Source organism: Agrobacterium larrymoorei (genome assembly GCF_037722385.1).
In the GTDB taxonomy this organism is placed as follows: domain Bacteria; phylum Pseudomonadota; class Alphaproteobacteria; order Rhizobiales; family Rhizobiaceae; genus Agrobacterium; species Agrobacterium larrymoorei_C.
Genome location: NZ_JBBKAQ010000019.1, coordinates 124,976 through 141,323, shown reverse-complemented (window position 1 = coordinate 141,323; position 16,348 = coordinate 124,976). Strand labels below are relative to the sequence as shown.

The following is a 16,348-nucleotide window of genomic DNA, read 5'->3' as shown; positions in this document are numbered from 1 at the left end:
CTTTATTTTGATATGTCTCTGGTGCAGATTGCGGCGATCCGCATACCCGCTCAGGACTTTCTGCAATGACCTCCCTCACAAAAAACGCCGTGTTCATCCGCCCCTGCAAGGAGGAGGATATCCCCACAATCGTCGAAATCTACCGCGACGCTGTGCTCTACGGCAGCGCCAGTTTCGAGATCGAGCCGCCGACGGTGGAAACGATGCGTGAACGCCGCGCGGCACTGCTTGCCGGCGGCTTTCCCTACATCGTTGCGGAAATGGAAGGGACGGTTGTCGGTTATGCCTATGCCGGACCGCACCGCGCCCGCCCGGCTTATGGCGCCACGGTGGAGGATTCCATCTATGTCGATCCGAAACGAAAGGGCTTAGGGATCGGCAAGACCCTGCTTCTGGCGCTGATCGAAGAAGCAACGGCGAGGGGATTTCGCCAGATGGTGGCGGTGGTTGGCGATTCTGAGAACGCCGCATCAGTCGGCGTTCATCGCGCTACGGGTTTCGAGATGGTGGGAACGCTGAAATCCGTCGGCTGGAAGCACGGCCGCTGGCTGGATATCGTTCTTATGCAGCGACCGCTGGGCGAGGCGGACACGACGCCCAGGCTTTAGGTCTTACGGCTTGGTAGAGCCCGGAAGCTCGACCTTGACGGAATCGGCCGAGAGCTCGCTTCCTAGCTCCACGGCCTTGGTCTTCTTGTCGTAGACGCAGATGTGGCTGATCGTTGCGTCTGCTCCCTTTGCCTTCCCGGTCAGGATCGCAAGACCGTAGTTCTCGCTTCCAGTCGGATCGACGACAGCCTTCGCGTCGTCCATCAACCTTGCACCCGCATCAAGGCATTTTGCCTGTACATCTGCGACGAACTCTTCCCAGGCACTGTCGGATGAGGCGGCCGCGGGGAACGCTATGAGGGTTGCCGTGATCAAAACCAAAGCCTGTCGCTTCATTGCCATGTCCTTGTCATAGTCTCTCGTCGTATTGGCCGAACGGATCGCTCGGAATTGGTACGGTAACGTGGGTCCCAATCATGTTTTTGAAGAGGCAAAGAGGAATTTTCTCTTTTGCCGGAACATTTTGATAATTCATAGGTTGCCTGAATTGAGTGCTGATCCTATGGTCCGCGCACAGGTTTCAAGGAGCGGCCCAGCCGCTGCAACAAGGAGTAAGACCATGGCCTTTGAACTTCCCGAACTCCCTTACGATTACGATGCGCTTGCGCCTTACATGTCGCGCGAAACGCTGGAGTTTCACCACGACAAGCACCACAAGGCCTATGTGGACAACGGCAACAAGCTCGCTGCTGAAGCCGGTCTTTCCGACCTTTCGCTCGAAGAAGTGGTGAAGAAGTCCTTCGGTACCAATGCCGGTCTCTTCAACAATGCCGCTCAGCACTACAACCACGTCCATTTCTGGAAGTGGATGAAGAAAGACGGTGGCGGCAACAAGCTGCCAGGCAAGCTTGAGCAGGCGATTACGTCCGATCTCGGCGGTTACGACAAGTTCAAGGCTGACTTCATCGCAGCCGGCACCACGCAGTTCGGCTCCGGCTGGGCTTGGCTCTCGGTCAAGAACGGTAAGCTTGAAATCTCCAAGACGCCGAATGGCGAAAACCCGCTGGTCCACGGCGCAGAGCCGATCCTTGGCGTAGACGTATGGGAGCACTCCTACTACATCGACTACCGCAACCTGCGTCCGAAGTACCTCGAAGCCTTCGTCGATAATCTCATCAACTGGGATTACGTTCTGGAACGCTACGAAGCCGCTTCCAAGTAATATTCCGATCGATCGGATAAGCAACACCCGGCCTCGCGCCGGGTGTTCTGCGTTGCGGCTTGGTTCCATCCACGAAAACCGCTGTCACATCGCTGTCATGCGTCGCTCTTAAGCGGTAGCGATCATGACAGACACATCCGCAGCACCTCTCTTTTCCTTCGGCATTGTCGCCGACCCGCAATATGCCGACATCCCGGCAAGACCGGAGATGAACCGCTTTTACGCCGAGAGCACGAAAAAGCTGACGGATGCGATCGACACCTTCAACCAAGAGGATCTCGCTTTTGTCGTCACCCTTGGCGACCTGATCGACCGCGGCTGGGACAGCTTTGACACCATCCTCGACTGTTACGATCAGCTTAGGCATCGTTCCTTGCTGCTTCCCGGTAACCACGACTTTGCAGTTGGGCCGGAGCATCTCGCGAAAGTTCACGATCGGCTTGGTATGCCGGCGAGATGGCATGACTTCAGCCTCGGCGATTTCCGCTTCATCGTGCTCGACGGCAATGATGTCAGCACCTTCGCGCCGCCGCTCGGCGATCCGCGCCGGGGGCTCGCCGAAACTCGTCTGGAGACGCTACGTCAGGCGGGTGCTCTCAATGCGCAGGACTGGAACGGCTCGTTCAGCGATAAGCAACTTTCGTGGCTGAGAGCGACCCTCGCAAAGGCCGATGCCATGCAGGAGCAGGTCGTGCTCTTCTGCCACTATCCTCTCTATCCTGAAAACGCCCACAATATGTGGGACGCGCCCGAGGTGCTCAAAGTGCTGGCTGCCCATCACAGCGTCAAAGCGTGGTTCTGCGGGCATAATCACGACGGTAACTACGGAGTGATCGGCAACACCCACTTCGTCAATATTAAAGGCATGGTGGACACTCCGGACCAGAACGCCTTTGCGATCGCCGATGTCTATCCGGACCGTATTGTCATCCGTGGTTTCGGTCGGGAAACGAGCCGCATTCTGATGTTTTGACAGCAGGAGGCGTGCCCAAACCCGCTCGTCAGCGAGGTGAATTCACCACACTTATTCATTTGATACGGCCCCGGCAGTGAGTGGATAACATTCGAGAACGCCTCTCAATCATCTCCCGCCATGTGCTCGGACCGACATGACCTACACTGAAAACCTCTGGCTGTATTTCACGCTGCTCTTTGGCATCATTGTCTTGCCCGGAATAGACATGCTTCTCGTTCTCACCAGCTCGCTCACCGGCGGACGGAGGGCAGGGCTCGCGGCGACATCCGGAATTATGGCGGGTGGGGTCGTGCATTCGCTCTATGGCGCTATCGGTATTGCCCTTTTGGCGACACTTATCCCTGTCCTCTTCACGCCGCTGATGATCTTCGGTGCGGCCTACATGATCTGGATCGGGTTCAGCCTGATACGAAGCTCGATGGTCATCGAAGGAGATGAGGTCAGTGCCAGCACTTCCGCCTGGCGGGCCTTTCGGCGGGGCATCATCACATGCCTCAGCAACCCGAAAGCCTATCTTTTCATGATGGCCGTCTACCCCCAATTTCTCAAGCCCGCTTATGGACCGATATGGATTCAGGGCATCATCATGGGGCTGATGACTGCGGGAACTCAGCTTGCCGTCTACGGCACACTGGCGCTGACAGCGGGGAAGAGCCGCGATTTCCTAGTCTCGTCTCCCCGGACCACGATCCTCATCGGCAGGATAGCCGGACTTGTGCTAATTGTGGTGGCCGCTTTTACGCTGTGGGAAGGACTGAAAGGCAACTGGAAACGCCAAGTTTAGGTCCCTGATTTTCCTTTGGAAAATCACCCGAATGTGACTTCTTTTTGCCATGTGGAAACGGCATCTTCATCTCTGTTCGACTCGGTGTGCCGCCCGGCACGCATGCGCGTGTCGTTGGGACGATGCGGTAACGGCGAACAACCACCCTCCGGTGCCACCGGAACAAGGAGAGAGACCATGAAACTCAAGACGATTGCCGCATCCATTCTCATAGGCTGTCTTTGCGCCGGAGCGGTTTCCGCGGCCGGCGAAGTTGAAAAGCGCGAAGGCTTGATGAAGCAGATCGGTGGCGCCATGGGCGCACTCGGCGCGATTGCCAAGGGCGAAAAGCCCTATGACGCCGAGACCGTGAAAACAGCCGTCACCACCATCAGCACCAACGCCAAGGCATTCCCGGATCAGTTTCCGGCTGGCTCTGAGGGTGGCGCTGCGTCACCTGCCATCTGGCAGAACTTTGCGGACTTCAAGGCGAAGTCGGAAAAGCTCGGCGCAGATGCAGACGCAGTGCTCGCACAGTTGCCGACCGATCAGGCGAGCACGGGTGCTGCCCTGAAGACGCTCGGTGCCGATTGCAGCTCCTGCCATCAGGCCTATCGTCTGAAGAAATAAGACAGCCAAGATACGCCCGCCGGTTCAGCGGCGGGCTATTCTTTTTTTTTGATGTTTTATCGATTGAGCGGAGAGGAAGATGGCATCCATATGGGCAAAGCTGGCAGGCGGCGTTGTGGTCGCAGGTATTGCCGGTTTCGGCATTTTCATGTGGGTGACAGCACCTGAGCGCCAGCCCCCAAGCCATTGGGCCAATCTGGGCGAGCCGGACCTTGCCAACGGAGAGACGCTGTTCTGGGCGGGCGGATGCGCAAGCTGTCATGCCGCTCCGAATGCCACTGGCGATGCCTTGAAGACGCTTTCCGGCGGTCAGGCTCTGCCGAGCCCCTTCGGTACCTTCCATGTTCCCAACATTTCGCCCGATCCGCAGCATGGGATCGGCGGTTGGACGGTAGCTGAGTTCGGCGATGCCATGACCCGAGGTGTGGGAAAGAATGGCGAACATCTCTATCCGTCCTTCCCTTATACGTCCTATGCACGAATGACGGCGCAGGACATCAACGATCTGTTCGGCTACCTGAAGACGCTGCCGACCAGCACCAACGACGCGCCCGCTCACGATTTGCCATTTCCGCTCGATATGCGACTGGCTCTCGGCGGCTGGAAGTTTCTTTATTTCGACAAGGGCGCGCCACGCGTTCAACTGGCCAATGCCAGCGCGGATGTCGCGCGCGGCCAATATCTGGTGGAAGGCCCAGGCCATTGCGGCGAGTGCCACACACCTCGCACGGCACTTGGCGGTCTGATCAATGAAAAGTGGCTGGCAGGCGGCCCGAACCCGGAGGGTGAGGGGACGATCCCTGACATCACGCCGGGCTCACAAGCCATCGGCTCCTGGACGGTTGCCGATATAGCCAGCTATCTCGAAACTGGCTTTACGCCGGACTTCGACAGCGTCGGCGGCTCCATGGTCAAGGTGCAGCAGAATATGTCCAAGCTTTCGGCCGAAGATCGAAATGCGATTGCCGCTTACCTCAAGGCTGTTCCGGCCCGCTGACATCATGTGTGCAAGAGGCCATGCTTCTCGCATTGACTCCACACAACCCCTGACCGATAACAGAGGCGTGATGGTCTTTCCGGTTCTGCCGGAAAGTGAAAAGGGAACACGATAGGAGCTATGCTCTCATTCGTGGCTGCCCCCGCAACTGTGAGCGGCGAGCCTGAAAACGAAATCCACTGATGCTGTTCTTGGCATCGGGAAGGTGTTTTCGAGGCTATGACCCGCGAGCCAGGAGACCTGCCATCACGAAGTGTCGTCAATGCCGGCGGGGTGTCCGGAAGAGCACGGTTTTCGGGTTGGCGTTTTCCGTCCGAAAAGCCCTGTTTGTCTTTCCCCGTGGTGAATGTTGAACGCGTGCGTCCGGCTGCCTGAAAGCAGCGCGCCGCTGAAAAAGAGGGTCACCATGTCTATCCAACAGAACACGGCGTCGAGCGCCGTTTCCTCCAGCACATCGAAACTCTTGCAGGCGCTGAGTGCTGTCGCGCTCGGCCTGTTCATCGTGGGTTTCGTCGGCTTCTCGCATGTCGAGGCGATGCATAATGCGGCGCATGATACGCGCCACGCCAATGCATTCCCCTGCCATTGAGGGAATGTGAGATGCCATTTTTCAGAAACATTGTCTTTACCGCAGTCCTCGTTGGCCTGATCGCAGGTCTTGCCGTCAGCGCCATGCAGGCGGTCGGCACCACGCCACTGATCCTGCAGGCGGAAACTTTTGAAAGTGCAGGTGGCGAGGCCGGTCATTCTCATGATGCCGCCACCCCCGCGGATCATCACCATGACGCGGAAGCCTGGGCGCCTGCGGATGGCTTCGAGCGCAACGCCTACACCGTCGCTGCCAATGTGCTGACGGCCATCGGCTATGCGCTGGTACTCACTGGTCTGATCTCGCTTCGTGGCTCTCAGGGCGGCTGGCGCGAAGGTCTGTTCTGGGGGCTCGCCGGTTTCGCCACCGTCATGCTCGCGCCGATGATCGGCCTGCCGCCGGAGCTGCCGGGCAGCCCCGCTGCCGACCTTGGTGCGCGTCAGACCTGGTGGATCGCAACCGCCGCGGCCACGGCCGGCGGCATTGGCCTTCTCGCCTTCCGGCGCGCGGAGCCTTGGGCGGTGATCCTTGCCGTCGTGTTGATCGTCGCGCCACATGTTGTCGGTGCGCCCTTGCCGCCTGCAGGTGAACATGCGCTGGCGCCGCTGCCTTTGGAACGCCGCTTCGTCGTGCTTGCCACCGTCACCAGTTTCGTGTTCTGGCTGATCCTCGGCTCGCTCAGCGGCCTGTTCCTCAAGCGCTTCGACGCTGCAAAGTGAAAATATGACAGAGGAGAACGCAGTCGATTGGAGCGCTGAACTCGATTGCCTGCGTTTTTCCGTTCCCGGTCATGGCGCGCCATGCGCCATGCACCGTCTTGCTTTCAAGGTTTTGATAGATGATGCGCTGACAGAAGAAACCTGTCGCACTTACTTCTTGGCAAACCGCGAAGCATTTCTCGCGGCGGCCTCCAACAAGATCCAGCGGCTGAGTATCCCCTTCGAGCGCAGCCTCCATATCAATAGCCGCGATCTTCGCCGAGCCATGACAGCGGAAGGCGCGCAAGGACCGGCGCGCCGCTGCCGTATCTTGGATCGTTAAGCCCGCAAGTGTTCCGCAGAAAATGCCGACACTTCCGCTTCGGCTTCCGGTCCCCACAGACCGAGAGCTTTCAGCACTTCTTTCGCGAAGCTGACCGGTGAATTGCCGGGCGCTGTAACAACACCCTGATCGCTGACGGCTTGCGGCTGATCGCGATAGTGCGTTGCCTGTATGGGCCACACTGTTCAAGATACCGGTACCGGCGAGGGCGCTGGCCGCGGCGCAGATGCCTGCAACCACGCGGCCTTTTCTCCGAAAGCGATGGACCAGATCGCTAAAATCGGGTGCTTGGCCCTTTTCCCAACTCAATCCGCCCGGGATAACCAGCGCGTCGATTGTCTCCGGGTCGAGCGCATCATAGGACGCTTCCGGCATCACCTTGAACCCGCCCATGGATGTCACAGGCTGGCCATCGGGCGAAGCGGTGACGATCTCGACACCGAGATAGCTGCGGGCCGCAGCGGCCAGCAGCGCAGGCTCCCAGTCGGCAAAGTCTTGCGTCAGCGCGATGGCAATACGGGTCATGTCATCCTCCAGAAGTGAAGAAGGTCAGGCAATCGCTTGCATGAAGCGCATGCCAGTGACGGGACGCGGAACGAAATCCATGTTTTCGTAGAACTTGTGTGCAGCGAAGTTGCCGGTTGCAGCCCCAACGGAGAGGAAGTCGCAGCCGCAGCGCTTGGCAACATCGCGCGCGCGCGCCACCAGATGCTGGCCAGTGCCGTGTCCGCGATGACCGTCACGCACGAAGAGATGGTGTAATTCCATTCCGCGGCGGCCTTCCTGCGCGCGGTAGAGCGGCACGAGAATGGCGTAGCCGATGAGCTCACCTGCAGCTTCCGCCACCAGTGCGGTGATCCACGGAACCTGGCCAAACAGATCACGCTCCAGCTTTTCCGGCGTGATTGCGGCGGCGTCGCCATGATGGGCGGCAAGCAGCGTGATCATCTCGTTAAGTTCGGGAAGATCGGCCGCGCGCGCACCACGAATGGTAACGACAGGAGGTCTTGGCAGTGTCAGGAGGCTGTCTTCGGTCATGGGTCTGGTCCTTCGGTTTTCTGGTCTTTTGCCGTCAGGACGCTTGGAAAACAACAAAGCCGCCTAACGGCGGCTTGTTGACAAAATGATCTGTCGAGCCGCCCTTTACAGGTAGGCCCAAAAATACGTGCAGGAGATGGGTGCGCGTTCGTTGATCATGCGCGATTCAATGCGCTCGAATCGGAACGCTGTCAAGGGGCGGGTTTTGCATTTTGGATAGGTCCGTTTCCATATCGCCCAGAGGGCGAGCGGCACATTGACATCGCCCGCCCTTCAGTCCGCTATGTGTCTGCGCGGCGTGCTCTCGCGCTTGGTAAGTCAATGGCAGGGACAAAAACATCGATGACGGCGCAATCCGCAGAGCTATTGGGTTTTCAGGGCACAGGCGTCTCGATTTTTCCCATTACCCAAGCCACGGCCGTGACATTCACGGATCTGTTCATCGGCGTGACCTTCCTGTGCTTCATCTGCGCCGGGAGCAAAAGGGTCGTCTGTCCCGTAAATGGCGAGTTCGTGGGCGAGACGGGTGACCTCCTGATTTTTCCCTCTGGTTCTATCGTCACCTTGGAAAACCGTCCTGTCAGCGCTACGAATTATCGGGCGACCGGCATCTATTTCGATCATGAACTGATTGACGCGGTCTTCGCCGGTCCACCGCGGGCGTCAGGCTCGCCCGGTGTCCAGATCGTTCGCCAGGCAGCGAGCGCGGACTATGATGTGGTGGAGGTCACGCGGCAGGCCTTGCATGATGACACTCTACCCTTGGCGGTCAAACGCCATCGGCTTCTGGAGCCGTTGGTCTGGCTGCGCCATCACGGTGTCCATCTACCGCGGCGAGGGGAAGATCAACCCTGGAACAAGGTGCGGCGGCTGATAGAGACCGACATCAGCCAGCCTTGGCGGGTCGAAGACGTCGCGCACCATTTTGCCATGAGTGAGGCCAGTTTTCGCAGGTGGCTGGCGAAATCCGGTCCGGGATTTTCGCAGATCCTGTTGAACACGAGGCTGGAGAAGGGCCTAGGGATGCTGCAATCGACGGATACGCCGATCTCCAGTATTGCGTTGGAATGCGGCTTCAAGACGCCCTCGCATTTCTCCGAGGCCTTCCGCAAGAGATTCGGCCTTAAGCCACGCTCCATCCGCGCAGCTGAATTCTGATCGTATTTCGATAGTCTTTGATCGCGAGCCGGAAGCTCGAAATTCCTGGCCGGTTTATTTCTTTGAGCATGATCAACGTCTGGAAAGGACACCTCATAATGCTGAAAAAGAAAATTACGACCGGCGTCATTCTGGCGCTTCTGACCGCCACGACAGCAAGCGCCGCGGATTTCAAATTGTCGAGCGCATCGATTGCCGAGGGTCAGCAACTTGCGCCTAACTTCGTCTTCAAGGGCTTCGGCTGCGAGGGCGGAAATCAGTCGCCGCAGCTATCCTGGTCTGATGCACCGGCTGGCACGAAGAGCTTTGCCATTACGGCATACGATCCGGATGCGCCAACAGGCTCCGGCTGGTGGCACTGGAACGTCGTGAATATTCCGGCCTCGCAAATGTCGCTCGAACTTGGCGCAAGCGGCGGGAAGACACTCCCCTCAGGCGCCTTGGAAATCCGCAACGATTACGGTGTAGCCGGTTTTGGCGGGGCATGCCCACCGCCGGGTGAAGTCCATCGCTACATCTTCACCGTCCATGCGCTTGGCACGGAGCATCTGGACCTACCGGACAATGCCAGCAACGCGCTTGCGGGATTTATGATTGGCGCCCACACCCTTGCCACGGCAAAGATCACAGCGGTCTATAACCGCTAAGGGTGTAGCAGAGGACAGTCGCTCGCGATGGTGACTGTCCTTTCCCGGCATGACGTCTCAATGATCGTGATCGCACAGACCATGATCTGATAGCGCGCGGATGACATAGCAGTCCTCGATGGAATGCCCGTCGCAGTGTGAGACGATGCGCTCCAGCTCGTGTTCCAGCTTCTTTAGCTTGGCGATCTTTTCCCGCACGGTGGCGAGATGATCGGCCGCAATGCGGTCCGCACCCGCGCACGGCATCTCGCGATGCTGACTAAGCGCGATCAATTCTCGGATCGCGTCTATGTTGAGACCGAGATCTCGGGCGTGCCGAACAAAGGCGAGACGTTCGAGATCAGCCTTCTCATAGCGGCGCTGGTTGCCTTCTGAGCGGTCCGCCTCGTTGAGCAGGCCCATCTGCTCATAATACCGGATGGTCGGGACTTTCACGCCGGTCCGCTTCGATAACTCGCCGATAGAATACATGCCCTCATCCTCATACCTATAGCTTGTAGAGAGATAGGTTTGAGCCAAATCGAACGCAATCGTTCTGCCGTAGTCGCCGTCAGACATTTGAGAAAAGCGTTGGCTATTTACGAGCGCTGATGGAGTATGACGAAAACGCCTCACTTCAATCATCATCGTCATGCCCAGTATCTTATCGACCGATCTTTCCGTTCCCGCTCTGGCGTTTCTGGTCCTTGTCGCCTTGAGTGCGGGCCTGGCTCGCGGCTTTTCCGGCTTTGGTGCAGCACTGATCTTTGTGCCGCTGGCGAGTTCGGTGCTGGGGCCGCAGATTGCCGTTCCACTTATTCCCGTGGTCGACGGGGTGATGACGATTGGCATGATACCGGCCGCTGTGCGCCGTGCGGATCGCCGCGAAGTGCTCACCATGGCGGTCGGCGCCATCATTGGTGTGCCGCTTGGTGTCCACCTTTTGATGACACTCAATCCCGTCACCATACGCTGGGCGATCGTCGTCATCGTCGTGGTGCTGCTGTCGCTCTTGATATCCGGTTGGCGCTACCGGAATAAGCCGAAGGCAGTTCTGACCGTAACTGTTGGTCTCATTGCCGGCGTGTTTTCCGGCGTAGCGCAGATCGGCGGGCCGCCGGTCGTGGCCTACTGGCTGGGCGGCGCAGTCCCGGCGATCATCGTTCGGGCCAATATCATTCTCTACTTTGCCATTTCCACGGTCCTCAACGCCACGGCCTATCTGTGGAGCGGTCTCATTACCGTGAAGCTCCTCGGGTTGGTGGTTCTGGTCGCACCAAGCTACGGACTCGGCGTGTGGCTTGGCAGTAGAATGTTTGGATTGGCAGAGGAAAAAACCTTTCGTCGCATCTGCTATGCGATGATCGCGACTGCTGCGGTGATCGGCATGCCGTTGTTCGATGCCCTGAAGAACTGACGCCATATCCCTCCATTGACATCAGCCTCGTCCCTCGTAGCGAGGAAAAGCTTGCGGCTTCACAAGAGGCTATATAGTATACCCCCCTATATTATATAGGAGTGAGCAGGTGTCCCACACGATCCGAGACAAGGATAAGCTTCTGGCGCGTATTCGGCGCATGAAGGGGCAAATGGAAGCGGTGGAACGTGCGCTTGAAAGCGGCAAGCCCTGTGGGGATGTCCTGCAGTTGCTTGCCTCGGTGCGCGGCGCGCTCTCTGGTCTGACGGGCGAAGTGATGCAGGAGCATCTGCACGAACATGTGCTGCACGCGGAAAATGACGAGGAACGCGCCAAGGCCGCGGAAGAGCTGGCGCAGGTTCTCAAAACCTACATTCGATAAGGTGACGATGATGGCGACGATGGAACACAGCCACGTGGATGGCGCGCACAGCCACGTTTTCTTAGGGGCCGATCACGAGCGTAACGAGCGACGCGTCTGGATGGTCATCGCTCTGACCACCGTTATGATGGTAGTCGAGATAGCAGCCGGTCACTGGTTCGGCTCCATGGCCCTGACTGCCGATGGCTGGCATATGTCTACCCACGCTGGCGCGATGCTGATTTCGGCGCTTGCCTATCTTTATGCACGCAAGCACGCCCATGATCCGCGCTTCACTTTCGGTACTGGCAAGTTCGGCGATCTCGCCGGTTTTGCCAGTGCGGTTGTGCTGGGTGTCGTGGCGCTGCTGATTGCCTGGGAGAGCGCTCTGCGCTTCGTCTCGCCGGTGGAGATCGACTTCAACCAGGCGATCATCGTCGCGATCGTCGGCCTCGTCGTCAACCTCGTCAGCGCTCTTCTTCTGAAGGATGATCACCACCATCATGGACATCATCACGCGCACGATCACGCGCAAGATCACGCTCATCAAGATGACACCGACGATCATCACCATTCTCATGAAGGCGAGACGGATCATCACCACGATCGCGCTCATCGCTTGCGCTCACATGGCTCCCACGCGCACCATGAAAGCAAAGACAACAACCTGCGCGCAGCCTATTTGCACGTTGTGGCGGATGCCTTGACCTCGGTGTTGGCCATCGTCGCGCTTCTGCTGGGTAAATGGAACGGTTGGACCTTTCTAGATCCAGCCATGGGAATTGTCGGCGGCGTCGTCATCGCCCGCTGGTCCTGGGGTCTCCTGCGTACCACGGGCGCGGTGCTGGTGGATGCGATGCCGCAACAGCGCTCGCTCTTGGCGAAAATCCGCGGTGCGGTTGAGACGGGCGAGGAGAAAATTACCGACCTGCATGTCTGGCAAGTTGGCCCAGGCCACCATGCGGCCATCGTGTCGTTGTCCACGAAAGGCGAAAGATCGGCCGCTGTTTATCGTGAGAAGCTTTTGAAAATCGAAGAACTGTCGCATGTGACAGTCGAGGTCAATGGTATTGCGTGATCAGCACCGTCATCGCGTCCATCTGAAGGGTTCGGCGCTTCGTTAAAGCTACGGCTGCCCGCCAGGGGAAAGCGCCGCCGGAGAACCCGGCGGTTTCAGTGTTCCGTGTAAGCCTGATGCACCCACGCCGCATCGGCATCGTCCGCAGGGGATAGCGCGACTGTAGATGATGGTGCCGGCGCAGCGTTTTTCACCGCGTCGCGGTTGACGGTCCAGAGCACGCTCGCCAGCGCGCCTGCTTGAAGGGCGTTGACGAATGAGATGGTACTGCCGGAAAAGGCAGCCGAAGAAACCTCTGAGACGGCGGCCTCTGTTTGCACTTTCTCAATAGGTTGTGAGCGACTTTGATAGGGCGCTCCGCCAATGTTGTTATCGATGTTCATCGTTAGCCTCACCAAGCTGTTAATAGTTTTTTAACCGGTGAAGCTTGCGCGAAACTTGCCGCATATCGTTCGGAAGGGCTGACAGTGCTTGACAGGGGGTAAACCCCTGCTTCGTTTTCGCATTTTAGGGGCTTGCAAAATAACAAAAACCCCGCAAATGCCGATTCTTTGGCGAACAAGCGCCTTTGAGCCTGCATCACGCGGGGAATCACGTTGAAGCCGGGCAGAATCAGCGATGCGCCAAAACGCACCGCCTATCTCCCTAATATGGCTTGAATCGCCTTACACTTGGGCTTTGCCCGCTACTTTCAGAGCGAAGGCATATTCGAAGGCGATCTCCTCAAGCCGTTGGAAGCGACCGGACTTGCCACCATGGCCTGCGGCCATATTGGTCTTGAGCAGGATAGGCGCATCGCCGGTCGTCTTTTCACGCAGTTTCGCCACCCACTTGGTGGGCTCCCAATAGGTCACGCGCGGGTCGGTCAGACCCGAGATCGCCAGGAGAGGCGGGTATGGCTTGGCGCCGACATTGTCATAGGGCGAGTAAGCGGCAATCCACTGATACTCTTCTTCCGACTCCAGTGGGTTGCCCCATTCCGGCCACTCGGGCGGTGTGAGTGGCAGCGTATCGTCAAGCATAGTTGTCAGCACGTCGACGAAGGGAACGGCTGCGATGATGCCGGCAAATTTTTCCGGCGCCATATTGGCGACAGCGCCCATCAGCATGCCGCCAGCAGATCCGCCTTCGGCGATGATGCCGCTATAGGATGTGAAGCCCTCCTTCACCAGATGGTCGGCGGCAGCGATGAAGTCCTTGAAGGTGTTCTGCTTGTGCTCCATCTTGCCGTTTTCGTACCATTCGAACCCCTTGTCCTTGCCGCCGCGGATATGCGCGACCGCATAGATGAAGCCGCGATCGGCAAGCGAGAGGTTGTTGGTGCTGAACGAAGCGGGAATGGTGATGCCATAAGCGCCGTAGCCGTAAAGCAGGCAGGGAGCAGAACCGTCGAGCGGCGTATCCTTGCGGTATAGCAGTGACACCGGCACCAGCGCGCCATCATGCGATGTCGCCATCACGCGTCGCGTCACATAGTCATCCGGGTTGTGGCCGGATGGCACTTCCTGAGTTTTGAGAAGCGTACGTTCGCGGGTCACCATATTGTAATCGAACAACTGACTCGGCGTCGTCATGGACGAATAGCTGAAGCGGATAACGTCGGTGTCGTATTCGGCAGCACCATGCAGGCCAAGCGAATACGCCTCTTCCTCAAAGGCAATCGCGTGTTCTTCACCGGTAGACCGGTCTCGGATGATGATGCGCGGCAGACCGTCGCGTCGCTCCAGCCAGATCAGATGGCGGGCATAGGCGTCGACGGAGAGAATGAGACGACCTGTTTCATGCGGTACGACCTCTTTCCAATTGTCTTTACCGGGCGCTTCGACTGGGGTTTCGACGATGCGGAAATCCTTGGCACCGCCATCATTGGTCAGAATGAAGAAGACGTCGCCGCCTTCGGTCATCGAATATTCGATGCCTTCCTCTCGCTCGGCCACGATCTGCGGCTCGGCCATCAGGTCCTTGGTAGAGAGGAGGCGGTACTCGCTGGTCTCGTGATCGTGGATATCGATGAAGATGAAGTCATCGAGAACCGAGGCGCCGACGCCCATGAAGAAGCCCGGGTCTTTCTCCTCATAGACCAGCCGATCGGAAGACTGCGGCTGGCCGACAATGTGGTGGAAGACCTTGGAAGGCCGGTGGTTTTCGTCCTGAAGCGTATAGAAGAAGCTCTGGCCGTCCGGCGCCCACGCACCACCGCCGCCGGTATTTTCCACCACGTCGTCAAGATCAACGCCGGTCGCGAGATCGCGAATGCGCAGCGTGTAGAATTCCGAGCCCTTGTCGTCATAGCTCCAGATGCCGCGGCTGTGATCGGAGGATTGATCGAGGCCGCCAAGACGGAAATAGTCCTTGCCTTCCGCTTCCTTGTCGCCGTTCAGCAGCACATGCTTGTCGCCGCCATCGCGTGGTGTGCGGAAGTAATGCGGCTGCTCGCCGCCAGTCACGAAAAGCGTGCCATAGGCGTAAGGTCCATCATTGACCGGAACAGAAGAGTCGTCCTGCTTGATGCGGCCCTTCATTTCCTCGAAGAGCTTTGCCTGCAGCGACTTAGTATCTGCCATCGCCGCGTCCATATAGGCGTTCTCGGCCTCCAGATGCGCGCGGATTGCAGGGTCGAGCAGCGACGGGTCTTTGAACATCGCCTGCCAGTTATCCGCCCGCAACCAGGCATAATCATCCGTGCGTGTAATGCCGTGATGCGTATCGCTCACTGCCTTCTTCTGCGCATGGGGCGGGGTGGGCAGGTTCTTGAAAATGGTCAAGACAAACTCGCTTTCATAAGAAAATCACTCTGCGTTTTCATGATGTAAAGCGCCCCTGCGGCGCTATCAAGTTTGATTGTCCCCGATGGAATATCAGCAGGGCACATTTTGGTCGGGTTTCGATCACATTCTGGCGGTAGACGACACCAAGGCCTGTTGCTTCTAGGAGATGCAGCAGGCGGTTCCCGCCGAAGACTGACAAGAAGACTTGAGAAAGCCTCATAGAATCCGATGCAAAAGCCTCTAACGATCGCCCTTTTGACCGCCTTTTCCTTCCTCTCCTTCTCGCTTCCGTCCTACGCCATCGATGCAAATGTCTTGAGACAGTTGAACCAACTCGCGCCCGAGGAGCGGCTGGAGCAGCGCTGCGATATCGAGGCGATGGAGCGGATTGCCAAGGAACAGAAAGGCATGAAGCCCGATAAGGTTATTGCTTATGCCTTCGGCGACCCCGATGTTGCCAAGGATTCGATCAAGGCCTCAGGCGCCGTCTTCCGCAGCGCTGGTGAGTGGTATCGCCTCAAATACAAGTGCCAAGTGGCACCCTCAACGCTCGGCATCCGCAACTTCGATTACAAGGTGGGCGACAAGGTGCCGGAATCGCAATGGGCGAAGCACTACCTCTACGACTGAGAAAGACGAAGCGTGCGGCGGCTTTGACCGCTTGAGTCAGGCCGCGAGCAACCGTGCTTCCTCGCGAATACGATTGACCATCGAGCGAAGGCCATTGGCGCGCTGGGAGGAGAGATGCTCCACCAGGCCGATCTTGCCGAACACTTCGATGGCGTCGAGTGCGGCTATTTCCGAGGCCTTTTTGCCGGAATAGGTGGCAAGAACGATTGCCACCAGACCGCGGACGATATGCGCGTCCGAATCACCCTCGAAGGTCAAGACGGGATCCGACCCACCATCGCTGTGGCTCACGACCCACACTTGGCTGGCACAGCCCTGAACCTTGTTCTCCGCGGTCTTTTTCTCGTCCGCCAGATCCGGCAATTCCTTCCCCAGTTCAATCACGTAGCGGTAGCGATCCTCCCAGTCGTCGAGGAAGGAGAAGTCGTCCATGATCTTGTCGAGAGAAGCCATTTGCCTGCCATCCATGTTACCGCCCCGATATAGGGCAATGGCGACGAAAATTG

General features: G+C 58.1%; 22 protein-coding genes, 1 pseudogene and 1 riboswitch. Of the genes and pseudogenes, 15 read left to right on the top strand and 8 right to left on the bottom strand.

From position 1 onward, the window contains the following. Positions 1–65: 65 nt before the first annotated feature. Positions 66–608: a GNAT family N-acetyltransferase gene (locus tag WKI41_RS18705; protein WP_340194973.1), complete on the top strand. Its 543-nt coding sequence runs from the start codon at positions 66–68 to the stop codon at positions 606–608. Positions 609–611: 3 nt separating this feature from the next. Here the strand turns inward: WKI41_RS18705 and WKI41_RS18700 are convergent, their stop codons facing one another. Further along, a complete protein-coding gene (locus tag WKI41_RS18700) occupies positions 612–950 on the bottom strand; it encodes a hypothetical protein (RefSeq protein WP_340194972.1) in 339 nt (112 codons plus the stop codon). Between the two features lie 217 nt (positions 951–1,167). Between WKI41_RS18700 and WKI41_RS18695 the strand changes: the two genes are divergently transcribed. The 8 genes from WKI41_RS18695 to WKI41_RS18660 all read left to right on the top strand — a co-directional run bounded on the left by WKI41_RS18695 (position 1,168) and on the right by WKI41_RS18660 (position 6,766). Beyond that, positions 1,168–1,770: a superoxide dismutase gene (locus tag WKI41_RS18695; protein WP_340194971.1), complete on the top strand. Its 603-nt coding sequence runs from the start codon at positions 1,168–1,170 to the stop codon at positions 1,768–1,770. A gap of 124 nt (positions 1,771–1,894) precedes the next feature. Then, entirely contained in the window at positions 1,895–2,743 is an 849-nt protein-coding gene (locus tag WKI41_RS18690; RefSeq protein WP_340194970.1) for a metallophosphoesterase, read from the top strand. A gap of 136 nt (positions 2,744–2,879) precedes the next feature. Continuing rightward, positions 2,880–3,530, top strand: coding sequence for a LysE family translocator (locus WKI41_RS18685; protein WP_340194969.1), 651 nt, complete (start codon positions 2,880–2,882; stop codon positions 3,528–3,530). A gap of 177 nt (positions 3,531–3,707) precedes the next feature. Continuing rightward, positions 3,708–4,139 carry a c-type cytochrome gene (locus WKI41_RS18680; RefSeq protein WP_340194968.1) on the top strand — a complete coding sequence of 144 codons (432 nt, stop codon included), beginning with the start codon at positions 3,708–3,710 and terminating at the stop codon, positions 4,137–4,139. Positions 4,140–4,218: 79 nt separating this feature from the next. Beyond that, a complete protein-coding gene (locus WKI41_RS18675; protein ID WP_340194967.1) occupies positions 4,219–5,136 on the top strand; it encodes a c-type cytochrome in 918 nt (305 codons plus the stop codon). A gap of 54 nt (positions 5,137–5,190) precedes the next feature. Next, positions 5,191–5,398, top strand: a riboswitch (cobalamin riboswitch). 144 nt (positions 5,399–5,542) lie between these two features. After that, positions 5,543–5,725 (top strand): CbtB domain-containing protein, encoded by a 183-nt coding sequence (locus tag WKI41_RS18670; protein ID WP_340194966.1) that lies wholly within the window; start codon positions 5,543–5,545, stop codon positions 5,723–5,725. Positions 5,726–5,736: 11 nt separating this feature from the next. After that, the gene (locus WKI41_RS18665) at positions 5,737–6,444 is read left to right on the top strand and encodes a CbtA family protein (protein ID WP_340194965.1); all 708 of its coding nucleotides are present in this window, start codon (positions 5,737–5,739) and stop codon (positions 6,442–6,444) included. A 4-nt stretch (positions 6,445–6,448) separates the two neighbouring features. Beyond that, complete coding sequence (locus WKI41_RS18660; protein WP_340194964.1) at positions 6,449–6,766, top strand: hypothetical protein; 318 nt, start codon at positions 6,449–6,451, stop codon at positions 6,764–6,766. On the opposite strand, the pseudogene WKI41_RS18655 reads toward WKI41_RS18660, so the two are convergent. Both WKI41_RS18655 and WKI41_RS18650 read right to left on the bottom strand, forming a co-directional pair. Further along, positions 6,763–7,291: pseudogene (locus WKI41_RS18655) on the bottom strand (type 1 glutamine amidotransferase family protein). The gene WKI41_RS18660 and the pseudogene WKI41_RS18655 overlap by 4 nt on opposite strands. Before the next feature lie 24 nt (positions 7,292–7,315). After that, positions 7,316–7,804 (bottom strand): GNAT family N-acetyltransferase, encoded by a 489-nt coding sequence (locus tag WKI41_RS18650; protein ID WP_062425795.1) that lies wholly within the window; start codon positions 7,802–7,804, stop codon positions 7,316–7,318. A gap of 342 nt (positions 7,805–8,146) precedes the next feature. Between WKI41_RS18650 and WKI41_RS18645 the strand changes: the two genes are divergently transcribed. Both WKI41_RS18645 and WKI41_RS18640 read left to right on the top strand, forming a co-directional pair. After that, entirely contained in the window at positions 8,147–8,962 is an 816-nt protein-coding gene (locus tag WKI41_RS18645; RefSeq protein WP_340194963.1) for a helix-turn-helix transcriptional regulator, read from the top strand. 98 nt (positions 8,963–9,060) lie between these two features. Further along, positions 9,061–9,609, top strand: coding sequence for a YbhB/YbcL family Raf kinase inhibitor-like protein (locus WKI41_RS18640; RefSeq protein WP_340194962.1), 549 nt, complete (start codon positions 9,061–9,063; stop codon positions 9,607–9,609). A gap of 57 nt (positions 9,610–9,666) precedes the next feature. Here WKI41_RS18640 and WKI41_RS18635 read toward each other — a convergent pair whose 3' ends face one another. Next, positions 9,667–10,080: a MerR family transcriptional regulator gene (locus WKI41_RS18635; RefSeq protein WP_340195028.1), complete on the bottom strand. Its 414-nt coding sequence runs from the start codon at positions 10,078–10,080 to the stop codon at positions 9,667–9,669. Between the two features lie 160 nt (positions 10,081–10,240). Here WKI41_RS18635 and WKI41_RS18630 point away from each other — a divergent pair, with 160 nt between their 5' ends. The 3 genes from WKI41_RS18630 to dmeF all read left to right on the top strand — a co-directional run bounded on the left by WKI41_RS18630 (position 10,241) and on the right by dmeF (position 12,444). Continuing rightward, on the top strand, positions 10,241–11,005 hold the full coding sequence (locus WKI41_RS18630; RefSeq protein ID WP_340194961.1) for a sulfite exporter TauE/SafE family protein: 765 nt from the start codon (positions 10,241–10,243) through the stop codon (positions 11,003–11,005). Positions 11,006–11,114: 109 nt separating this feature from the next. Continuing rightward, positions 11,115–11,387, top strand: coding sequence for a Ni(II)/Co(II)-sensing transcriptional repressor DmeR (dmeR, locus tag WKI41_RS18625; protein WP_113262088.1), 273 nt, complete (start codon positions 11,115–11,117; stop codon positions 11,385–11,387). Between the two features lie 7 nt (positions 11,388–11,394). Next, entirely contained in the window at positions 11,395–12,444 is a 1,050-nt protein-coding gene (gene dmeF, locus WKI41_RS18620; protein WP_425341068.1) for a CDF family Co(II)/Ni(II) efflux transporter DmeF, read from the top strand. Positions 12,445–12,539: 95 nt separating this feature from the next. Here the strand turns inward: dmeF and WKI41_RS18615 are convergent, their stop codons facing one another. From WKI41_RS18615 to WKI41_RS18605, 3 genes are read right to left on the bottom strand one after another with little or no spacing between them, the layout of a single operon-like run. Further along, entirely contained in the window at positions 12,540–12,827 is a 288-nt protein-coding gene (locus tag WKI41_RS18615) for a hypothetical protein (protein ID WP_340194959.1), read from the bottom strand. Between the two features lie 8 nt (positions 12,828–12,835). Beyond that, positions 12,836–13,078: a hypothetical protein gene (locus tag WKI41_RS18610; RefSeq protein WP_340194958.1), complete on the bottom strand. Its 243-nt coding sequence runs from the start codon at positions 13,076–13,078 to the stop codon at positions 12,836–12,838. Between the two features lie 31 nt (positions 13,079–13,109). Then, on the bottom strand, positions 13,110–15,209 hold the full coding sequence (locus WKI41_RS18605; protein ID WP_340194957.1) for a S9 family peptidase: 2,100 nt from the start codon (positions 15,207–15,209) through the stop codon (positions 13,110–13,112). Positions 15,210–15,440: 231 nt separating this feature from the next. Here WKI41_RS18605 and WKI41_RS18600 point away from each other — a divergent pair, with 231 nt between their 5' ends. Further along, positions 15,441–15,842, top strand: coding sequence for a DUF930 domain-containing protein (locus tag WKI41_RS18600; protein ID WP_340194956.1), 402 nt, complete (start codon positions 15,441–15,443; stop codon positions 15,840–15,842). A 36-nt stretch (positions 15,843–15,878) separates the two neighbouring features. Here the strand turns inward: WKI41_RS18600 and WKI41_RS18595 are convergent, their stop codons facing one another. Next, positions 15,879–16,295, bottom strand: coding sequence for a SufE family protein (locus WKI41_RS18595; RefSeq protein WP_340194955.1), 417 nt, complete (start codon positions 16,293–16,295; stop codon positions 15,879–15,881). Positions 16,296–16,348: the final 53 nt, after the last annotated feature.

Coding starts and splice junctions, on each gene's coding strand:
- WKI41_RS18705 (WP_340194973.1), top strand. CDS start 66: ATGACCTCCCTCACAAAAAACGCCGTGTTCATCCGCCCCTGCAAGGAG.
- WKI41_RS18700 (WP_340194972.1), bottom strand. CDS start 950: ATGGCAATGAAGCGACAGGCTTTGGTTTTGATCACGGCAACCCTCATA.
- WKI41_RS18695 (WP_340194971.1), top strand. CDS start 1,168: ATGGCCTTTGAACTTCCCGAACTCCCTTACGATTACGATGCGCTTGCG.
- WKI41_RS18690 (WP_340194970.1), top strand. CDS start 1,895: ATGACAGACACATCCGCAGCACCTCTCTTTTCCTTCGGCATTGTCGCC.
- WKI41_RS18685 (WP_340194969.1), top strand. CDS start 2,880: ATGACCTACACTGAAAACCTCTGGCTGTATTTCACGCTGCTCTTTGGC.
- WKI41_RS18680 (WP_340194968.1), top strand. CDS start 3,708: ATGAAACTCAAGACGATTGCCGCATCCATTCTCATAGGCTGTCTTTGC.
- WKI41_RS18675 (WP_340194967.1), top strand. CDS start 4,219: ATGGCATCCATATGGGCAAAGCTGGCAGGCGGCGTTGTGGTCGCAGGT.
- WKI41_RS18670 (WP_340194966.1), top strand. CDS start 5,543: ATGTCTATCCAACAGAACACGGCGTCGAGCGCCGTTTCCTCCAGCACA.
- WKI41_RS18665 (WP_340194965.1), top strand. CDS start 5,737: ATGCCATTTTTCAGAAACATTGTCTTTACCGCAGTCCTCGTTGGCCTG.
- WKI41_RS18660 (WP_340194964.1), top strand. CDS start 6,449: ATGACAGAGGAGAACGCAGTCGATTGGAGCGCTGAACTCGATTGCCTG.
- WKI41_RS18650 (WP_062425795.1), bottom strand. CDS start 7,804: ATGACCGAAGACAGCCTCCTGACACTGCCAAGACCTCCTGTCGTTACC.
- WKI41_RS18645 (WP_340194963.1), top strand. CDS start 8,147: ATGACGGCGCAATCCGCAGAGCTATTGGGTTTTCAGGGCACAGGCGTC.
- WKI41_RS18640 (WP_340194962.1), top strand. CDS start 9,061: ATGCTGAAAAAGAAAATTACGACCGGCGTCATTCTGGCGCTTCTGACC.
- WKI41_RS18635 (WP_340195028.1), bottom strand. CDS start 10,080: ATGTATTCTATCGGCGAGTTATCGAAGCGGACCGGCGTGAAAGTCCCG.
- WKI41_RS18630 (WP_340194961.1), top strand. CDS start 10,241: ATGCCCAGTATCTTATCGACCGATCTTTCCGTTCCCGCTCTGGCGTTT.
- dmeF (WP_425341068.1), top strand. CDS start 11,395: ATGATGGCGACGATGGAACACAGCCACGTGGATGGCGCGCACAGCCAC.
- WKI41_RS18615 (WP_340194959.1), bottom strand. CDS start 12,827: ATGAACATCGATAACAACATTGGCGGAGCGCCCTATCAAAGTCGCTCA.
- WKI41_RS18600 (WP_340194956.1), top strand. CDS start 15,441: ATGCAAAAGCCTCTAACGATCGCCCTTTTGACCGCCTTTTCCTTCCTC.
- WKI41_RS18595 (WP_340194955.1), bottom strand. CDS start 16,295: ATGGCTTCTCTCGACAAGATCATGGACGACTTCTCCTTCCTCGACGAC.